12 protein-coding genes and 4 tRNA genes are annotated in these 18,258 nt (G+C 44.7%); 13 read left to right on the top strand and 3 right to left on the bottom strand.

What is annotated here, in order from left to right; all coding sequences use genetic code 11:
• Nucleotides 1-4: 4 nt before the first annotated feature.
• Both uvrB and GSF04_RS08955 read right to left on the bottom strand, forming a co-directional pair.
• Nucleotides 5-2,008 carry an excinuclease ABC subunit UvrB gene (gene uvrB / locus GSF04_RS08960; protein ID WP_039491921.1) on the bottom strand — a complete coding sequence of 668 codons (2,004 nt, stop codon included), beginning with the start codon at nucleotides 2,006-2,008 and terminating at the stop codon, nucleotides 5-7.
• Nucleotides 2,008-3,384 (bottom strand): MATE family efflux transporter, encoded by a 1,377-nt coding sequence (locus GSF04_RS08955; protein ID WP_039491918.1) that lies wholly within the window; start codon nucleotides 3,382-3,384, stop codon nucleotides 2,008-2,010. Before GSF04_RS08955 ends, uvrB begins: the two co-directional genes overlap by 1 nt.
• A 1,262-nt stretch (nucleotides 3,385-4,646) precedes the next feature.
• On the opposite strand from GSF04_RS08955, the gene GSF04_RS08950 reads away from it, so the two are divergent.
• The 12 genes from GSF04_RS08950 to nth all read left to right on the top strand — a co-directional run bounded on the left by GSF04_RS08950 (nucleotide 4,647) and on the right by nth (nucleotide 14,891).
• Nucleotides 4,647-4,723, top strand: a tRNA-Asn gene (locus tag GSF04_RS08950).
• A 19-nt stretch (nucleotides 4,724-4,742) separates the two neighbouring features.
• Nucleotides 4,743-4,819 (top strand) — tRNA-Asn (locus GSF04_RS08945).
• Between the two features lie 34 nt (nucleotides 4,820-4,853).
• Nucleotides 4,854-4,930: transfer RNA gene (locus tag GSF04_RS08940), tRNA-Asn, on the top strand.
• 48 nt (nucleotides 4,931-4,978) lie between these two features.
• Nucleotides 4,979-5,055, top strand: a tRNA-Asn gene (locus GSF04_RS08935).
• Between the two features lie 187 nt (nucleotides 5,056-5,242).
• The gene (locus GSF04_RS08930; protein ID WP_211859321.1) at nucleotides 5,243-7,186 is read left to right on the top strand and encodes a GGDEF domain-containing protein; all 1,944 of its coding nucleotides are present in this window, start codon (nucleotides 5,243-5,245) and stop codon (nucleotides 7,184-7,186) included.
• Nucleotides 7,187-7,785: 599 nt separating this feature from the next.
• Nucleotides 7,786-8,367, top strand: a complete 582-nt coding sequence (gene rsxA, locus GSF04_RS08925; protein WP_010370383.1) for an electron transport complex subunit RsxA — start codon at nucleotides 7,786-7,788, stop codon at nucleotides 8,365-8,367.
• Nucleotides 8,368-8,369: 2 nt separating this feature from the next.
• Nucleotides 8,370-8,924, top strand: a complete 555-nt coding sequence (gene rsxB / locus GSF04_RS08920) for an electron transport complex subunit RsxB (RefSeq protein WP_010370380.1) — start codon at nucleotides 8,370-8,372, stop codon at nucleotides 8,922-8,924.
• Nucleotides 8,925-8,933: 9 nt separating this feature from the next.
• On the top strand, nucleotides 8,934-11,771 hold the full coding sequence (gene rsxC, locus GSF04_RS08915) for an electron transport complex subunit RsxC (RefSeq protein WP_211859320.1): 2,838 nt from the start codon (nucleotides 8,934-8,936) through the stop codon (nucleotides 11,769-11,771).
• Nucleotides 11,768-12,829, top strand: coding sequence for an electron transport complex subunit RsxD (rsxD, locus tag GSF04_RS08910; RefSeq protein ID WP_211859319.1), 1,062 nt, complete (start codon nucleotides 11,768-11,770; stop codon nucleotides 12,827-12,829). Before rsxC ends, rsxD begins: the two co-directional genes overlap by 4 nt.
• On the top strand, nucleotides 12,826-13,461 hold the full coding sequence (gene rsxG, locus GSF04_RS08905) for an electron transport complex subunit RsxG (protein ID WP_211859318.1): 636 nt from the start codon (nucleotides 12,826-12,828) through the stop codon (nucleotides 13,459-13,461). Before rsxD ends, rsxG begins: the two co-directional genes overlap by 4 nt.
• The gene (locus GSF04_RS08900; RefSeq protein WP_010370368.1) at nucleotides 13,458-14,156 is read left to right on the top strand and encodes an electron transport complex subunit E; all 699 of its coding nucleotides are present in this window, start codon (nucleotides 13,458-13,460) and stop codon (nucleotides 14,154-14,156) included. Before rsxG ends, GSF04_RS08900 begins: the two co-directional genes overlap by 4 nt.
• Nucleotides 14,157-14,255: 99 nt before the next feature.
• Nucleotides 14,256-14,891 (top strand): endonuclease III, encoded by a 636-nt coding sequence (nth, locus tag GSF04_RS08895; RefSeq protein ID WP_069022907.1) that lies wholly within the window; start codon nucleotides 14,256-14,258, stop codon nucleotides 14,889-14,891.
• A gap of 137 nt (nucleotides 14,892-15,028) precedes the next feature.
• Here the strand turns inward: nth and GSF04_RS08890 are convergent, their stop codons facing one another.
• Complete coding sequence (locus GSF04_RS08890) at nucleotides 15,029-16,024, bottom strand: YncE family protein (protein ID WP_211859317.1); 996 nt, start codon at nucleotides 16,022-16,024, stop codon at nucleotides 15,029-15,031.
• A gap of 313 nt (nucleotides 16,025-16,337) precedes the next feature.
• Here GSF04_RS08890 and GSF04_RS08885 point away from each other — a divergent pair, with 313 nt between their 5' ends.
• On the top strand, nucleotides 16,338-18,248 hold the full coding sequence (locus GSF04_RS08885; protein ID WP_211859316.1) for an aminotransferase class V-fold PLP-dependent enzyme: 1,911 nt from the start codon (nucleotides 16,338-16,340) through the stop codon (nucleotides 18,246-18,248).
• Nucleotides 18,249-18,258: the final 10 nt, after the last annotated feature.

The following is an 18,258-nucleotide window of genomic DNA, read 5'->3' as shown; positions in this document are numbered from 1 at the left end:
AGCCCTAGGCTTTAATCAAACGCTTTTGTAAGATCTGAACTTGATCGCGCGCTTGAGCTGCTTTTTCAAACTCAAGCTCTTTAGCAAACTTCATCATTTGTGCTTCAAGTCGGTCTATTTCTTTGGCGATCTCTTTCGCATCCATTGCAGGCATACCTGGTTTAAATTTGGCATCGATATCAACCACTTTGTCATCAGCCACTTCCTCACCGAGATCCATTACATCCGTGATCTTCTTATTGAGCGCCGTTGGTGTAATGCCATTAGCCTCATTATACGCCTCTTGCTTTTCTCTACGTCTTTGCGTTTCATCTATAGCTTGGCGCATCGAGTTGGTCACCCTATCACCATATAAAATAGCTTTACCATGTAAGTGACGTGCCGCGCGGCCAATTGTCTGAATAAGAGAGCGCGTCGAGCGTAAGAAGCCTTCTTTATCTGCATCAAGTATGGCAACCAATGAAACCTCAGGCATATCCAAGCCCTCTCGTAACAAGTTGATGCCGACTAGTACATCAAAAACGCCTTTGCGTAGGTCTCGAATGATCTCCATACGCTCAACGGTATCGATGTCAGAGTGTAAGTAACGCACCTTAACGTTATGATCGTTAAGATAATCGGTCAGATCTTCTGACATGCGTTTTGTTAGCGTAGTAACCAGCACACGCTCATTCACTTCCACCCGTTTGTAGATCTCAGAGAGCAAATCGTCAACTTGAGTTGCAACTGGACGCACTTCTACTTCTGGATCTAACAGCCCTGTTGGGCGGATCACTTGCTCAGCAACATCACCCGCTGATTTATTCAATTCATAATCACCGGGTGTCGCCGAAACATAAATGGTCTGTGGCGAAATCGCTTCGAACTCTTCAAACTTTAGTGGTCTATTATCTAGCGCAGACGGTAATCTGAAACCATATTCAACTAAGTTTTCTTTACGACTGCGATCGCCTTTGTACATTGCACCAACCTGCGAAACGGTAACGTGAGACTCGTCGATGATCATAAGCGCATCATCCGGCAAGTAATCTAACAAAGTTGGTGGTGGCTCGCCTGGTGCGCGTCCCGATAAATATCGACTGTAATTTTCAATACCAGAGCAATAGCCAAGCTCGGTCATCATTTCAATGTCGTACTGTGTACGTTGAGCGATGCGCTGCTCTTCGACTAAGCGATTTTTATCCAATAATTGATTACGACGCTCTTTGAGTTCCACCTTAATGCGCTCAATGGCATCAAGGATCTTTTCTCTTGGCGTTACATAGTGAGTTTTTGGATAAATAGTCGCGCGTACTAGGTGTTTTTCAACGGCACCAGTCAAGGGGTCAAATAAACTGATCCGCTCTATTTCATCGTCAAACATCTCAACCCGTACCGCGATGGTTTCCGATTCCGCAGGAAAAATATCAATAACTTCACCGCGAACTCGGTAGGTACCACGACTAAAATCCATATCATTACGCGTATATTGTAGTTCAGCCAAGCGCCTTAACATGTCGCGCTGATCAATGGTTTCACCGACTTTCAGTAATAGCATCATTTTCATGTAAGAGTCGGGATCGCCAAGACCGTAAATCGCTGAAACAGAGGCGACGATGATAGTGTCTCTGCGCTCAAGCAACGCTTTGGTCGCGGATAAACGCATTTGCTCTATATGGTCGTTGATAGACGCGTCTTTCTCAATAAAAGTGTCGCTGGCAACGACATAGGCTTCGGGTTGATAATAGTCGTAATAAGAGACGAAATACTCAACTGCATTATGAGGAAAGAACTCTTTCATTTCGCCATACAGTTGCGCTGCCAGCGTTTTGTTATGCGCCATAATAATTGTCGGGCGGTTAAGGTTATTAATGATATTAGCCATGGTAAAGGTTTTACCCGTTCCCGTAGCCCCCAGCAAGGTTTGATGTGCAAGGCCTGATTCTAAACCATCGCACAGCTGAGCAATCGCTGTTGGTTGATCTCCGTTTGGCTGAAACTCAGAAACTAGCTGAAACTTATCTTCCATTACGCCTCCTTTTGAACCTCGCTTGCTGCAATTTCATTAATCACTTTCTTAAACCAATTGTAAGCAATGGCTGCGGTAAATAAATTCCCCAAAGCAGCGCCTGCAAATAGCCCTGGCAACCCAGCCAACTGTGAGCCTATATAAGCAATAGGTACATAAAATATGAACAGTCGGATCACACTTAGAATGAGCGCATTCATCGGTTTATGCAACGCATTAAATGATGAATTAGTTAATATGATCACGCCTTGAAGACCGTATCCAAGCGGCATGATATAAATAAATAGCTGTATGGTTTCAACAACAGCAGGCTCATTACCAAAAGTATGACTGATATAGTAAGCGCTCAATACCAGTAATAAGTAGACCGCAAATTGAAAACCGAGCACAAATTTAAGTGTTTGAGTATAGGCATCAGACACACGCTGATAGTGCTTTGCACCAAAGTTTTGACTTACAAAGGGAGGCAAGGTCATAGAAAGCGCTAAAACCACCAGACTTGCGATTGACTCAATACGACTTCCAACACCAAATGCGGCCACAGCTTCAGGTCCATAACTGGCTATAAGTGCGGTCATTACCGCCATTGCTAACGGCGTTAGCATATTTGCGCCAGCTGCAGGCAGGCCAATGGTGAGAATTTTTTTCGCCGCGTTTGTGAAGCTGGTGTATTTTGCAGACAGTGAGATAAGACGCTTTTTAACTATCAGTAAATATAAAATGATAGTTACCCCTAGACTCCAAGACAACACACTGGCCACTGCTGCCCCTTTTACACCCATTGCATCAATAGGCCCAAATCCGAAGATTAATATCGGGTCCAGCACCGCATTTACTAATCCCCCGAGTCCCATAACTAAGCTTGGCGTTTTGGTATCACCACTGGCGCGCAGCACTGAATTACCAATCATCGGCGTTATCAATAAAATCGAACCAATGAACCACACCGACATATAGTCGTGGATAAATGGCATAACCGCTTCACCAGCACCGAGGAGAATAAAGATCTCATCGACAAAAATGAAACCGAGAATAGAAAGTAATGAAACGAATATCGCAGAGATAATAATAGCTACTGCGGCATCAAATTTAGCTTCATCGAGCAAATTGCTACCTAAAGCTTTCGCGATAACGGCGGATGTTCCAATACCTAACCCGATGGCTAAGCTAATTACAGTAAAGGTAACAGGAAAGGTGAAGCTGATTGCCGCGAGCGGCTCGGTGCCAAGCATACTAATAAAGAAAGTATCAACGAGATTAAACATCATCAGCGTGATCATCCCGAATATCATGGGGATCGTCATTCGCTTTAAAGTCGCCCCAATATCACCAAAAAGGATATCGTTGCCATTGGAATTTGACTTAGCTTGAGTCATAACAACCTATTTCTGATACTTTAAGCGGCTCATTGTATGCTATTCAAGATGTTGACGCTATGCGGTAAACGTTAAGAGTCGTTATAAAGTCTAAATTAGCAACAGTTACCTATAAAAAGCTTGTATTACGCTACAGGATTGAGGTTTAGTGTTAAAAATAACGATTCAGTATGTTTTGACAAAAAAGTTACAATCCAGCTTGCAAAGTAGCATGTTTTTTGCACAGCCAAAATGGTAAAAAGTTCATAAAAGCTTCACACTGAACAACAAATAAACAAAAATAACCAACCAAATATAAACCATTGATATTATTAAAATTAAATATTTATCGAATTTTACTTGAAACGGCTGCAGCGCCCTAATTTCATAGTCTTGCAATACTTCTCAAATAATAATAAACAATGTTATCCACAGATTCCGTGGATAAGTCGCTCCAAGCCAATAGAATAAAGGTTTTCAGCTTGGAGTAATTTTGATCAATGGCGTGTTTAGTGTGATCATTCTTAAAACAACAACTGGATCAATTTAGATCTCTAGGCTAACCTTGCTTCTGGAAGTAAAAAGCATCTAACGACTAAAAATAACAAGGAACACATATCCAACTGTTTTAATTAAACTTTTTATTAAATCATTGATTCTCATTTTAATGATAGTAACTACTTACTGTTTGTCACGCCGCGTTTAAATAGAGATTATCAATACCACACTATTTATGCTCATTGATCTCATTCACGTGATAATTGCAATGATTTAAAGATCTCAAGAAAACATCATAAAATGAGCAGTTAGGGATATAATTCAAACAAAACGTTCAAAAAATACATTAAACAAAATATATCACTGTATAGATAAACAGTAAATGCTGTATATGTTAATTTTATTCGACATCCCCTATACGATGATTTAGGAATTTTATACAACAGCCCTATCTTTCATGTTTTGCAGATTTTCATCATGTAGGCATATTGAAATCAAAACTCACTAAGAGTCATTATATGAACAATGGATAAATTACGTATTGCTCAACTTTCGCTTAAATTACTAGGCGGCAAGTCGAGCGCTGCGATCAAAACCCACTCAGGGTAGCCAAAATAGAACAGCAAAGGTCAACAGGCCCTATATCAAGAATCCAAAACTAGCTAAAAAGCCAACAAATAGCGCATTAATTCATCGCTTAGTAGAGTTTTTTACGTTTCTGTGATTTTAGTGGTTGACACCTTGCAATGTCGTCATTAATATTTCGCCCCGTTGAGAGATACGCTTCCCCCTTAGCTCAGTTGGTTAGAGCGACGGACTGTTAATCCGCAGGTCCCCCGTTCGAGTCGGGGAGGGGGAGCCAAATTCTCACACTTGACTATTCCCCCTTAGCTCAGTTGGTTAGAGCGACGGACTGTTAATCCGCAGGTCCCCCGTTCGAGTCGGGGAGGGGGAGCCACTCCTTTACCGGAAAGTCAAAATCTTATTGTAGTTCCCCCTTAGCTCAGTTGGTTAGAGCGACGGACTGTTAATCCGCAGGTCCCCCGTTCGAGTCGGGGAGGGGGAGCCAATCAATAAGATATTGCTCAAAAAGAGCATTCCCAAAGTTCCAAATTGTTCCCCCTTAGCTCAGTTGGTTAGAGCGACGGACTGTTAATCCGCAGGTCCCCCGTTCGAGTCGGGGAGGGGGAGCCAATTCCACGAAAGCATTAGACTTTTTCCTGCATTTACACTACTCTACAAGCAATATTCTCACTGCATTTGCTCAAATAACAACCTTCTCTGTAATTTATCGACCAGACAAAAATCAAACCGATGAATTTGATAAAGAAATTGGCAATGCACCCGATACTATGGAATAACCCTCTTTAAGAAGCGTACTATGGCTGGTTTTAAAAAACTTATCGTACTCCAAGTCACCTCTTGGCTATTATTCTCCTTGATTGGTAGCTTTTTTTTCGCAACAAGTTTTGACTCTGCAATCAACAAAGCACAACAAAGTGCCCATACCATGGTGACAGAGTATATAAAGGATAAGAAACTCACTGAAGTTACTCCTGAACATATCCGCCAAGCCTTAAATAGCGGAGATGTTTTCTCAACTTTTATTGTACGAGACTTTGACGGTCAAACCGTTTTGCAAGTCAATACACCGAGCAACCTCCCCTTTATCGCCGAACTCATAGAATCAAATATCAATGCGATTCGCCCCCAATTTGCTGTTAACGATAGCAAAGACATCAAAATCGAATTCTTGATCAATGCACAAAGTCAGGCACAATTACTACAACAAGCCCTACTGCTACTTATCATTATTTCAGCGTTAGTTGCCTTTATTCCTGTTTTCTTTATGCAAGGCGTGTATAAAAAGCTGAATCGCAACGTTAGTATGACAGTGGCCAATGCGGTAGATTCATATATCACGCAAAATCAAGTTACCGACAATATTGATTTTGACTTTAACGATGGCAAAGTTGCAGAACTCGGCCAAGATTTAATCCCCTCTTTTAAACGCTTAGCCAGCTTTTTAAAGTCAAAGCAAGAAGACATCAAAAATGCCGCCCACTCTATCAAGCAAGAAGCGTATAAAGATGTGGTTACTGATCTTGGCAATCGTAATATGTTTGTTGAGTACTACGAGCAATATATCGAGTCGTCTGCCAAAAAGGCATTTGGCTCACTGGCGATGATCCGTTGCTCTGAATTGCAGGTCATTAACCAAACCCGCGGCTATCAAAAAGGCGATGAATACATTAAGTCAGTATCGGATATCATCAAGCACGTCACCGGCACTTATGCTGGCAGCCAGGTGTTCCGTTTAAATAGCTCGGATTTTGCAGTGATATTACCCAATGTGCCAAGTAAGGAAGCGGAAGAGTTTGGTGAAACACTGCAAGCCCGCTTTACTCAGTTCCAGCAAAACCAAGAACTATCATCGGTTGCAAACACTGGGATCGTGCCTTATGAGAACGGTAAACCACTTGGAGAACTACTCTCGGTCGTCGATAATGCGATGAGCATGGCGCAAAGCAAACAAGCCAATGCTTGGCATATTCAACGTGAGTCTGACTTAGTGAATAATGTCAGTGCTGGATTTGGCAATCAAAACTGGCGTCGCGTGATCCGCGATGTGATCAACAGCAAGCGTGTTAGCTTGATGATGCAAAATATCATGCCAATTGGTAAAAACTCTAAGGCCTATGCAGAGATCCAATCCCGCTTCAAAACCGAAGAAGGACAAATGCTACCAACTGCGTCCTTCCTTGCCATGGCGGAAAAGCTAGAAATGGCCATTGAGATTGATCAGCTGATCATCGACACCTCGCTAGAACTTATCAAAACGCGTAACTTTAATGAAAAGTATTTTGGGATCAACGTTACCGCATCGAGTGCTCATAATGATCAATTTGTGATCTGGTTAGAACGCCGTTTGTTAAAAGAAACCAATTTAGCCTCTAAACTGGTATTTGAAGTGAGCGAGTTTGGCTTACAGCAGAATATTAAAGCCAGTAAGCGCTTTATTGATATGGTTCATCGTGCCGGCGCTCGTATCACCGTTGAGCGTTTTGGCGTGGGTTTGACGTCGTTTAAGTTCTTTAGAGACTTAAAGCCTGACTATATCAAAATGGATGCAAGCTATACTCGTGGTCTTGAAGAAGACAAGAATAATCAATATTTTATGCGTTTAATGGTTGACCTTGCGCACCGCATCGGTGTCAATGTATTTGCCGAAGGTATCGAGAGCCAAGAAGAGAAACATATAGTCGAGACGCTCTGTTTGGACGGTGTACAAGGCTATTACATCGAAAAACCAAAAGAAATTTAGGAAACCTGAGCTTGGATAATCCTTCCCTATATCCAAGTTCAACGAAAGTGCCAAGGGCAACTGGTTTGCCCTTCCCTTTCCCGCAGCCATTGCGCTGACTTTCGTACACTATCATTTGCCACACCAGTTACAATCTGTGTTACTATTGGCAGGAATTATCATTCAAATTTATCCGTGCGATCTAAGAAGTTCACAAAGATAAGCTTGAAGATTATTTCGGCGCTAGCGGTAATCCAAGATCTAGCAATAAACATCACTCTATCACCATGATTTTATTGCTAAAAGCTCATATATTTAGCCTGATAAGCAAACTCTGAATTAGGATTACTTGCTAATAACTGAATGAAAACTGTCAGCATTACATGACAAGCTACAGCCTCACACTATTTGAGAGGCTAGCTTAAATGATAGCAAGGCACATGTTTTCACTTAAAAAATTCAAAGCGGAACGGTGCTATCGGTTTAATTCTACTAAAAAGTATTTTTAGCAGAATTAAATCCAGTCAAAACTTGCACCTAGTAAGTTCTTTAATACAGTTAACTATCACCTCGATTTGACGGGAAAACCCGCATAAAGTGAATAAGTTATAGAGGCAGGAATGACCGAATACATTTTGTTGCTCATTGGCACAGTGCTGGTGAATAACTTCGTTTTAGTCCAATTTTTGGGCTTATGTCCATTTATGGGGGTATCTGGAAAATTGGATACCGCAGTGGGAATGTCGTTAGCGACCACCTTTGTTCTTACGCTAGCCTCAGTCACCAGCTACTTGGTCAATCAGTATATTTTATTGCCTCTCGACCTCACTTTTTTAAGAACGATGAGCTTTATTTTGGTAATCGCGGTAGTTGTACAATTTACGGAAATGGTGGTGCGTAAAACCAGTCCAACCTTATATCGGTTACTGGGAATTTTCTTACCTTTGATCACCACCAACTGCGCTGTACTAGGCGTCGCACTACTTAATATCAAAAAAGACCACACCTTTTTAGAGTCTGCAGTCTATGGTTTTGGCGCTGCGGTTGGCTTTTCTATGGTTTTGGTGCTATTTGCCGCTTTGCGTGAGCGTTTAGCCGTCGCTGACGTGCCGACACCGTTTAAAGGTGCATCGATAGCAATGATCACCGCAGGACTTATGTCGCTTGCGTTTATGGGCTTTTCTGGATTGGTTAAGTTTTAGATATGACATTACTTTACGCATTACTTGCGCTGGGTGCGCTGGCGCTTATTTTTGGTATTGTGCTTGGCTATGCCGCAGTGAAATACCGAGTTGAAAGCAACCCAATTGTTGAACAGATAGACGCCATTCTGCCACAAACTCAATGCGGCCAGTGTGGCTATCCCGGCTGTCGACCCTACGCTGAAGCGATTGCGAATGGCGATGACGTAAATAAATGCCCTCCCGGCGGTGAAGCAACAGTGAAAAAACTGGCGGACTTAATGGGCGTAGAAGCAAAGCCACTGGCTGGCGGAGAAGACGCAGAGCCGGTCAAGAAGGTGGCTTACATTCGTGAAGACGAATGTATTGGCTGTACCAAATGCATTCAAGCTTGCCCCGTGGATGCTATCGTTGGTGCAACCAGACAAATGCACACCGTGCTCATCGACGAGTGCACAGGCTGCGATCTGTGTGTCGAGCCCTGCCCGGTCGATTGTATTGATATGATCCCGGTTGCACAGACCAAGCAAACGTGGAAGTGGCAGCTAGACGCCATTCCTGTGACACAGATTGATTAAGAGGTTTAAGTGGAAACATTACTTGAACAAATAGAAAGCGGAAAACTGTGGCAGTTCCCAGGTGGCATCCATCCACCAGAGCAAAAGACATTATCTAACCAACAACCGATTGCTCGTTTACCTTTGCCTGATAAACTAATTCTGCCCCTAAAGCAGCACATTGGTGCCAATGGTAGCCTGTTAGTTAACTCTGGCGAGCACGTGCTTAAAGGGCAAGCATTGACGGCTCCCGGCACGAACTGGTCGCTGCCCATCCACGCTCCCACATCTGGCACTATTGAAGCGATAAAGCCGATGCCGTCGGCGCATCCATCCGCGCTACCTGAGCTCAGTATTATTTTGCGCCCAGACGGTGAAGATAAGTGGACACCACTGAACCCAATTAGCGACATTAGCACGCTTGATAACAAACAGCTTATCGATATTATCCACCAAGCTGGTATTGCCGGTATGGGCGGTGCGGGATTCCCAACTTATGTCAAAGCAGACAGCCCAAAGCCCATTGAGTTTTTAGTCGTCAATGGCATTGAGTGCGAACCATATATTACAGCCGATGATCGTTTGATGCGTGAGCACGCCAAAGAAATCATCGCAGGCGTCGAAGTGCTACAAGGTATATTGAAGCCACAAAAAGTGTTATTTGGCATTGAAGATAATAAACCTGAAGCCATTGCGGCGATCACCGCAGCGGCTCAGCATAATCAGGATATCTTAGTCCGTAGTGTGCCAACCAAATACCCCTCTGGTGGTGAAAAGCAACTGGTCAAGCTATTAACCTCTAAAGAAGTACCAAGTGCTGGAATACCAGCAGATATCGGCGTTCTGGTGCAGAACGTTGGAACACTGTTCGCAATTTGGCAAGCTATTTTTGAGGGTAAACCCCTTATTGAGCGCGTAGTTACCGTAACCGGTAATACCATTACTCAGCCAAGCAACGTGTGGGCTTTACTCGGCACTGAAATAAAGCACCTGCTAGACTCACAAGGCTTTACGCCAGTAGAGGCGCAGCGCGTCGTCATGGGTGGTCCAATGATGGGCTTTACTTTGCCATCGGTTAGGATCCCTGTGGTCAAAACCACCAACTGTATACTCGCGCCAGACAACCAAGAACTTGCGATCCCGGGTGATGAAAAGGCATGTATTCGCTGTAGTGCCTGTGCAGATGCCTGCCCTCAAAGCTTATTACCACAGCAGTTACAATGGTTTGCTAAAGGCAAAGAGTACCAAAAGTTAGAGGAATACAACCTCTTTGACTGTATCGAATGCGGTGCGTGCTCTTATGTTTGTCCAAGCGAAATCCCCTTAGTGCAATACTATCGTGTAGCCAAAGCCGACATTCGCGAACAAAAGCTTGAACAAGTCAAAGCTGAGCGTGCTAAAGAACGTTTTGAGGCAAGAAAAGAGCGCTTAGAGCGCGAACAAGAAGAACGCCAAAATAAACATAAACGCCGTTCGGCGGGCGCTGCACCAAAAACCGCAGATAAAGAAAAAGTACAAGAAGCACTCTCACGCGTTAAAGATAAGCAGTCAGATAAATCCGCGGTCCAAGCTGCGATTGCACGCGCCAAAGCCAAACGAGGTGAGAACGGCGAATTAGAGCCAGATAACAGCGCCATTGCTGAAGAGCGTGCAAAACGCAAAGCGCAGGCGCGTAAATATAAAGAAGAAAAAACTGATCAGCCTGAAAGCACAGATAAAAAAGATGCAGTAGCCGCCGCCATTGCCCGTGCAAAGGCGAAAAAGGCCGCAGCCCAAGCGTCACCTGAGTCTGAGCCAGCAGCAACAGACGATAAAAAGGCAGCCGTAGCGGCTGCAATCGCCCGGGCCAAAGCCAAAAAAGCAGCCGCAGAAGACACAGCTGAACCTGAAGCCAATGCAGCGCCAAGCGATAAAAAGGCCGCCGTTGCCGCCGCAATTGCCAGAGCTAAGGCCAAGAAAGCCGCTAAAGAAGCGGAAGAAGCAGGTGAAAGCATAAGCGAGCAAGCTGAAGCTTCACACAGTGCTCAAACCGATAACGCTGACGAAGATCCACGTAAAGCCGCCGTTGCTGCCGCAATTGCCAGAGCTAAGGCTAAGAAAGCTGCCAAAGAGGCGGAAGAAGCTGGTGCAAGCGTGAGCGAACAAGCAGAAGCCGCTCCAACGGAAAGCGCCGAGAAAGATCCACGCAAAGCTGCCGTTGCTGCCGCAATCGCTAGAGCTAAGGCCAAGAAAGCCGCTAAAGAGGCGGAAGAAGCTGGCGAGAGCACAAGCGAGCAAGCAGAAGCCGCTCCAACGGAAAGCGCCGAGGAAGATCCACGTAAAGCCGCCGTTGCTGCCGCAATTGCCAGAGCTAAGGCCAAGAAAGCAGCTAAAGAGGCTGAAGAAGCAGGCGCAAGCGTGAGCGAACAAGCAGAAGCCGCTCCAACGGCAAGCGCTGACGAAGATCCACGTAAAGCCGCCGTTGCTGCCGCAATTGCCAGAGCTAAGGCCAAGAAAGCAGCTAAAGAGGCTGAAGAAGCAGGCGCAAGCGTGAGCGAACAAGCAGAAGCCGCTCCAACGGCAAGCGCCGAGGAAGATCCACGTAAAGCTGCCGTTGCCGCCGCAATTGCCAGAGCTAAGGCCAAAAAAGCCGCTAAAGAGGCACAAGAAGCTGGCGAAAGCGTGAGTGAGCAAGGCGAAGAAACAAATGAGCCAACGGCGGGATCAGAAACAGACTCCAGCGGTACAGAGCAAGGTGCTGAGGGCACATCTGAGCAGCAACAAGCACTTAGCCCTGAAGCACGTAAAAAAGCCGCCGTTAAAGCCGCAATTGCGAGAGCAAAAGCGAAGAAGCAAGCGAAAGAACAAGAAGGAAATGAACCGTCATGAAACTAACCATGGCCTCATCCCCGCACAATCATAGCCATAAGTCGGTCAACAAAATCATGATGACCGTCATGGCAGCCTGTATTCCCGGGATCTTAGTCCAAACCTACTATTTTGGTTTTGGTGTATTGATCCAGTTGGCTTTGGCGCTTATTACCGCAAGCCTTGCTGAAGCGCTAGTGCTAAAGCTAAGAGGTCGAGCGATATGGCCTAGCCTCAGCGACGGCAGTGCTTGGCTCACCGCTGTGCTGCTGGCCATCAGTATTCCGCCGCTAGCCCCTTGGTGGATAACCGTCATTGGTGCATTTTTTGCCATCGCTATTGTAAAACAGCTATACGGTGGCCTAGGCTTTAATCTTTTCAACCCAGCCATGGCGGCCTATGTATTATTGCTGATCTCCTTCCCTGTACAAATGACTTCATGGTCACCTATTCAAGCACTCACGCTAGAGTCGCTAAGCTTTGTCGACCAACTCGCGATGATCTTTACCGAGTCCAGCAGCCAAGGTGTTACACTTGACGTATGGCGTGCAGGGGTGATTGACGGTGCGACTGGTGCAACGCCATTAGACTCGGTAAAAACCGCAGTTTCACAAGGCTTAACGGTTAATGAGGCGATGAGTAAGCAGGGTTTTGGAGCGCTTGCGGGACTTGGTTGGCAATATGTTAACCTCGCCTTTTTGCTAGGTGGTCTTTATCTGCTAAAAGCCAAAGTGATCAACTGGCATATTCCAGTGGCCTTTATTGCCAGTCTTGGCCTTGCTAGCGCAATTGGCTATATCATTGCCCCTGAGTCAGAGCCCGGCTCCCTATTCCACTTGTTAAGTGGCGGCGCTATGCTTGGTGCCTTTTTTATTGCCACCGATCCGGTGTCGGCCTCTACCACTAACTTAGGTCGCCTGATTTACGGCGCGGCAATCGGCTTTACTGTCTATGTGATTCGCCAATTTGGTGGCTATCCAGACGCCGTTGCATTTGCAGTTGTGATCATGAATATGGCAGTGCCACTTATCGATCATTACACTCAGCCTCGTACTTATGGTCATGGAGCAAAATCATGATAATTCAATCGATGCAGAAAAATGGCCTCATCCTCGCGGCATTTGCACTGGCAACAACAGGAGCGGTCGCACTGATTAATGACCTCACCAAAGATAAAATTGCCAGCCAAGAGCAGCAACACCTGATGCAACTACTTTCTCAGGTGATTGCAGCAGATAAGTACGACAATACTCTGTATTTGGATTGCACCACCAGCAACGCCTTAGAACTCGGCCCAGGCGGCCCGCACACAATTTACAGAGCCAGACTCAATGGCGAACCCTCAGCTCTTTTAGTGAGACACATCACTCCGAAAGGCTACAGTGGCAATATCGATGTCTTAACCGCTGTCGATAGGCAAGGTTTGATCTCAGGTGTACGTGTGACGCGCCATGAAGAAACCCCAGGCCTTGGTGATAAGGTAGAGCTGGCAAAATCGGCCTGGGTAACGACTTTCAACGGTGTTCAAGTTGAAGGTGAAGCAGACCCTAAAATGAATGTGAAAAAAGACGGCGGTCAATTTGATTCATTTACCGGTGCAACCATTACCCCACGCGCTGTGGTAACCTCGGTAAATCAGGCCGCATGGTTTGCCAAAACTCATTTTGATGCGCTATTTAACGCGCCTAATGCTTGCGAGGTGTCGCAATGAGTCAGTTAAAATCGCTCTTTCAAGAAGGTACATGGCAAAATAACCCTGCACTGGTACAGCTTTTGGGCCTATGTCCGCTCCTTGCGGTGACTTCAACGGTAACCAATGCGTTAGGGCTTGGTATTGCCACATTACTGGTACTGGTTGGTTCTAACTTTACCGTATCGGTGGTGAGAAACTGGGTGCCAAAAGACATTCGTATTCCTGTTTTTGTGATGATAATCGCCGCCTTTGTTACGGTTATTCAACTACTCATGAACGCTTATACCTTTGGTCTGTATCAATCCCTTGGTATATTTATTCCGTTGATCGTGACCAACTGCGCCATTATTGGTCGTGCCGAGGCATTCGCTTCGAAGAATAGCCCGTTGTTATCGGTTTGGGATGGTTTAATGATGGGGCTGGGTTTTGCACTGGTGCTATTTGTACTGGGTGCAATGCGCGAACTCATTGGTCAAGGAACACTATTTGATGGTGCCGAGCTACTCCTTGGCAATTGGGCAAGTGTATTGCGTATTGAGATCTTCTCATTCGATCATCAATTTTTAGTTGCAATCCTGCCACCGGGCGCCTTTTTAGGCCTTGGTTTTTTGATTGCCGCTAAAAACATTATCGACGCTCAGCTCAAAGCCAAAGCAGCGCCAACAGCCGAAGAAGTAAAAGGCCCAAGAGCACGGGTCACTAACTTAAACTAATGTGGTAATAATAAAGCCAGTTTGCAGCGATACCGTCACTATCGCTGTTTAATGAAAATAACCGCATGCTACCGTCATTGAATTTAGCAAGTAAATCTTATGAATAAACAAAAACGTATAGAAATACTCACGCGACTCAGGGACGAAAATCCGCACCCTGAAACCGAACTAGAATACTCGTCACCATTCGAGCTTTTAGTTGCCGTTACCCTCTCAGCACAAGCCACTGATGTTGGAGTGAACAAAGCAACGCGCAAACTCTTCCCTGTTGCCAACACGCCTGAGAAAATTCTGGAGCTTGGCCTTGAGGGCTTAAGAGACTATATCAAAACCATTGGTTTATTTAATTCAAAAGCCAATAACGTCTATAAAATGTGTCAGATCCTCGTCGACAAACACGGCTCCGAAGTCCCTGAAAACCGTGAAGCACTAGAGGCACTACCAGGCGTTGGTCGCAAAACCGCAAACGTGGTACTAAACTGCGCTTTTGGCTGGCCGACTATTGCTGTAGACACCCATATCTTCCGCGTCTCCAACCGCACCAAGTTTGCCATGGGTAAAGATGTAGTGGCAGTCGAGCAAAAGCTGGAAAAGGTGGTACCAAAAGAATTTAAGGTAGATGTCCACCACTGGCTCATTCTCCATGGCCGCTATGTGTGCACCGCGCGTAAACCTAAATGTGGCAGCTGTATTATTGAAGACTTATGTGAGTTTAAAGAGAAGACTGATAGTTAATTTTTGTTTTAGCATAAGCACAACTTTTATTTGTGAATTTGTTGTTTCGTAAAATTGTTCAAGCGATATGAAAACACAGTTCGCTGCGTAAAGCAGCTCCTACTTCACGCCACATTCGTATCGACGTGATGGTTAGCCTAAGGCAATACCACTGCTGAATACCCTATTCCATCTGGTCCGTTACCAGTAGGGAGTTCAAATAAGGTTTTGCCAGATACAATATCTATAACAAGGACCTTATTTTTTTGGTAAGCGGATAAAAATAAAGTGCGATCGTCTGGATGGAGGATCACGCCTTTTGGTCCTGTTCCCGGCTCAAACTTTATTTGACGCAGCTTTTCTTTGTGCATTGCATCGATCACATCAAGGGTGTGATTCCTATAGTCTGGGATCACAGCAAACTGCTCATCGCGGGTAAGTAACACACGGTATGGAAAGCTATAACCTTTCCATTGCTTAATTATACGCTCATTTGCTACATCAAACACGGTAACTAAGCCATCATCGTTGCTACCAACCCAGAGCTCTGAGCCACTTTTATTTATGGTGATAGCCTCTGGTACTTTTGGCATTGAAATTTTGCGAAGTAAGGCACCTGACTTTACATCTAATTCAGACACTGAATCTGCGCGCATATTTGTGGTGTAAACACGCTCGCTAGACGCCGGCAGCGCCACCATATGAGAGCCTCTTTGCTCTGTTGCTATTACTTTATCAATTTTCCCCGACTCTATATTAACGATTACCACACTGTCGGAGCCTTCAGACGATACTGCAACGCGTTTTTGGTCTTTTAAAAACAACACGCCATGTGGCCTTGGATAACGAGAAAAATCAATAGTTTTAATTTTTTTTGCTTGCCGAACGTCAAAAACACTTAGACTATTGCCACGTGCATAATTAGTGACAACAGCTGTATGCCCGTCGGCACTCATTGCTAATTCATGTGGTCCTCTGCCGGTTGCGAGCGTCAGCTTAATTTTTCGGCTGCTAAGATCGATGAAATCAACCGAGTCCCCCTTTTTATTTACAACAACCAATGTTCCTGACAAGTTATTTGTATCAGCCCATGAAGGGAAGCTGATTAAACACCCAAATAAGAACACATACACAACATAATTAACCAATCTCATTTTGACTCCTATTGATCTGTTAGCCTAAATGATTACTAGGGCCTGTTGTTTTTATAGCTACTGTATTTATCATTGAAAAGCAATCGTAATACAGCCTTCAAAAACACCCTATCCCAAATTTAACTCAGACACGCCTGATACTCGAAACCTTCCTGTTTCCTATGTTGAATAGCACACTTTCTATCACTCGCAACAACTTCCTCGCCTACATCCGTTTTACAATTTCAGGAACATTTTCAAAGTATTGATTTCACAAATCACTGCGCTTTCTTTATGCTAATGAAAGCCTTTAAATTTTAATGCGAATATCATTATGCTACCTGTCCTTCGTATCTTGTTAATAGAACAAGAGCCAGCTGTATTGCAAGCGCTCTCAAGCAATCTGTCAAAAACGATCCCTAATTTTGAGCGAGAGGATGTTCAAATCGATATTATTGAATGCCTCGAACTTTCAAAAGCCTTGGAGCATGTCACTGAAGATGGTGATATTCAAGCTGTCGTGCTGAGTTGGGATGTGCACAACAAAAGTGGCGAACAAACCTATAGTCGCTTTATCGAGCAATTAAAAAGTATTCGTCTAGAATTACCAGTTTACGTTATTGGCGATGACACTAAAGGGCTTGAGATAGTCAACGAATCCGAGGAAATCGAGTCTTTCTTCTTTAAAGATGAAGTTATCTCAGATCCTGAAGCCATTTTGGGATATATGATCAATGACTTTGATGACAGAGCCGAGACGCCATTTTGGACGGCGTATCGCAGTTATGTCGGCGAAGCGAACGACTCTTGGCATACTCCGGGTCACAGCGGCGGTTCGAGCTTTAGAAATTCTCCTTATATCAAAGATTTTTATCAATTCTATGGCCGTAATGTCTTTGTCGGAGACTTGTCTGTATCGGTTGACTCTTTAGGTTCACTGTCAGACAGCACCAATACCATTGGCCGCGCTCAGGAATCCGCAGCGGCAACGTTTGAGGTTAAACGCACCTACTTCGTGACCAACGGTTCGTCCACCTCGAATAAAATCATTTTGCAAACCCTCCTTCGCAAGGGCGATAAGGTGATCATCGACCGCAACTGTCATAAGTCTGTGCACTATGGCATTTTACAATCGGCCAGTTTCCCTATCTATTTATCGAGTATCTTAAATCCAAAATATGGCATATTCGCACCGCCTTCACTGGCTGACATCAAGCAAGCGATTGAACAAAATACCGATGCAAAACTACTGGTGCTCACCGGCTGTACCTATGATGGTTTGCTGAGCGACCTGAAACAAGTCGTAGAATTTGCCCATCAGCATGGCATCAAAGTCTTTATCGATGAAGCTTGGTTTGCTTACTCGCTATTTCACCCTAGCTTGCGCCATTACTCCGCCATTCATGCAGGTGCCGATTATGTCACCCATTCGGCGCATAAAGTCGTATCGGCATTTTCGCAGGCGTCTTATATCCATATTAATGACCCCGATTTTGATGCTGATTTCTTCCGTGAGATTTACAGTATCTACGCCAGCACCTCGCCCAAATACCAACTTATTGCGTCTTTGGATGTGTGCCAAAAGCAGTTAGAGATGGAAGGCTATAAGTTACTCAATGCGCTGCTGAACCATGTTACAGAGTTCAAACAGCAGATGGCCTCGCTCAAACATATCAAAGTGCTTGATAAGCAAGACTTCATGAACATATTCCCACATTTTAGTGGCGATAATATGGGGCATGATCCGCTTAAAATCCTCATAGATATTAGTGAACTACCGTACTCATTAAAGGATATTCATAAATTTCTGCTGGACGAAATTGGGCTGGAGATTGAGAAATACACCCACAGTACTATCTTAGTCTTACTAACCTTGGGTGGTACACGCTCAAAGATCATTCGTTTATACAATGCCTTAAAGAAACTTGATGGCGGCAAGGTAAAACTATCGAAGTCAACGCGACGCTCACGCTTACCTGAGAATTTACCCGCTATTGATCTTGCTTGTATTCCTAGTGATGCCTTCTACGGCGAGCGTGAATCTGTACCTATTAGCAAGAGCAACAACCGAATTTGTGCAGGTTTAGTCACCCCGTATCCTCCGGGTATTCCGCTTTTGGTGCCGGGCCAGCATATCACCCAAGAGCATATTGAATATCTCAAGGAGCTGGCAGGGCAAGGATTGACTATTCAAGGTAGTTTTGATGGTGAGATCTACGTGCTTAAAGAGCAAGAAGAAAAGTAAAGCGAGCGGC

Origin of the sequence: Pseudoalteromonas sp. A22 (assembly GCF_018141345.1) — a bacterium.
Lineage (GTDB): Bacteria > Pseudomonadota > Gammaproteobacteria > Enterobacterales > Alteromonadaceae > Pseudoalteromonas > Pseudoalteromonas maricaloris.
The sequence above is the reverse complement of the archived record's forward strand: the minus strand, read 5'-3'. Positions and strand labels throughout refer to the sequence as shown.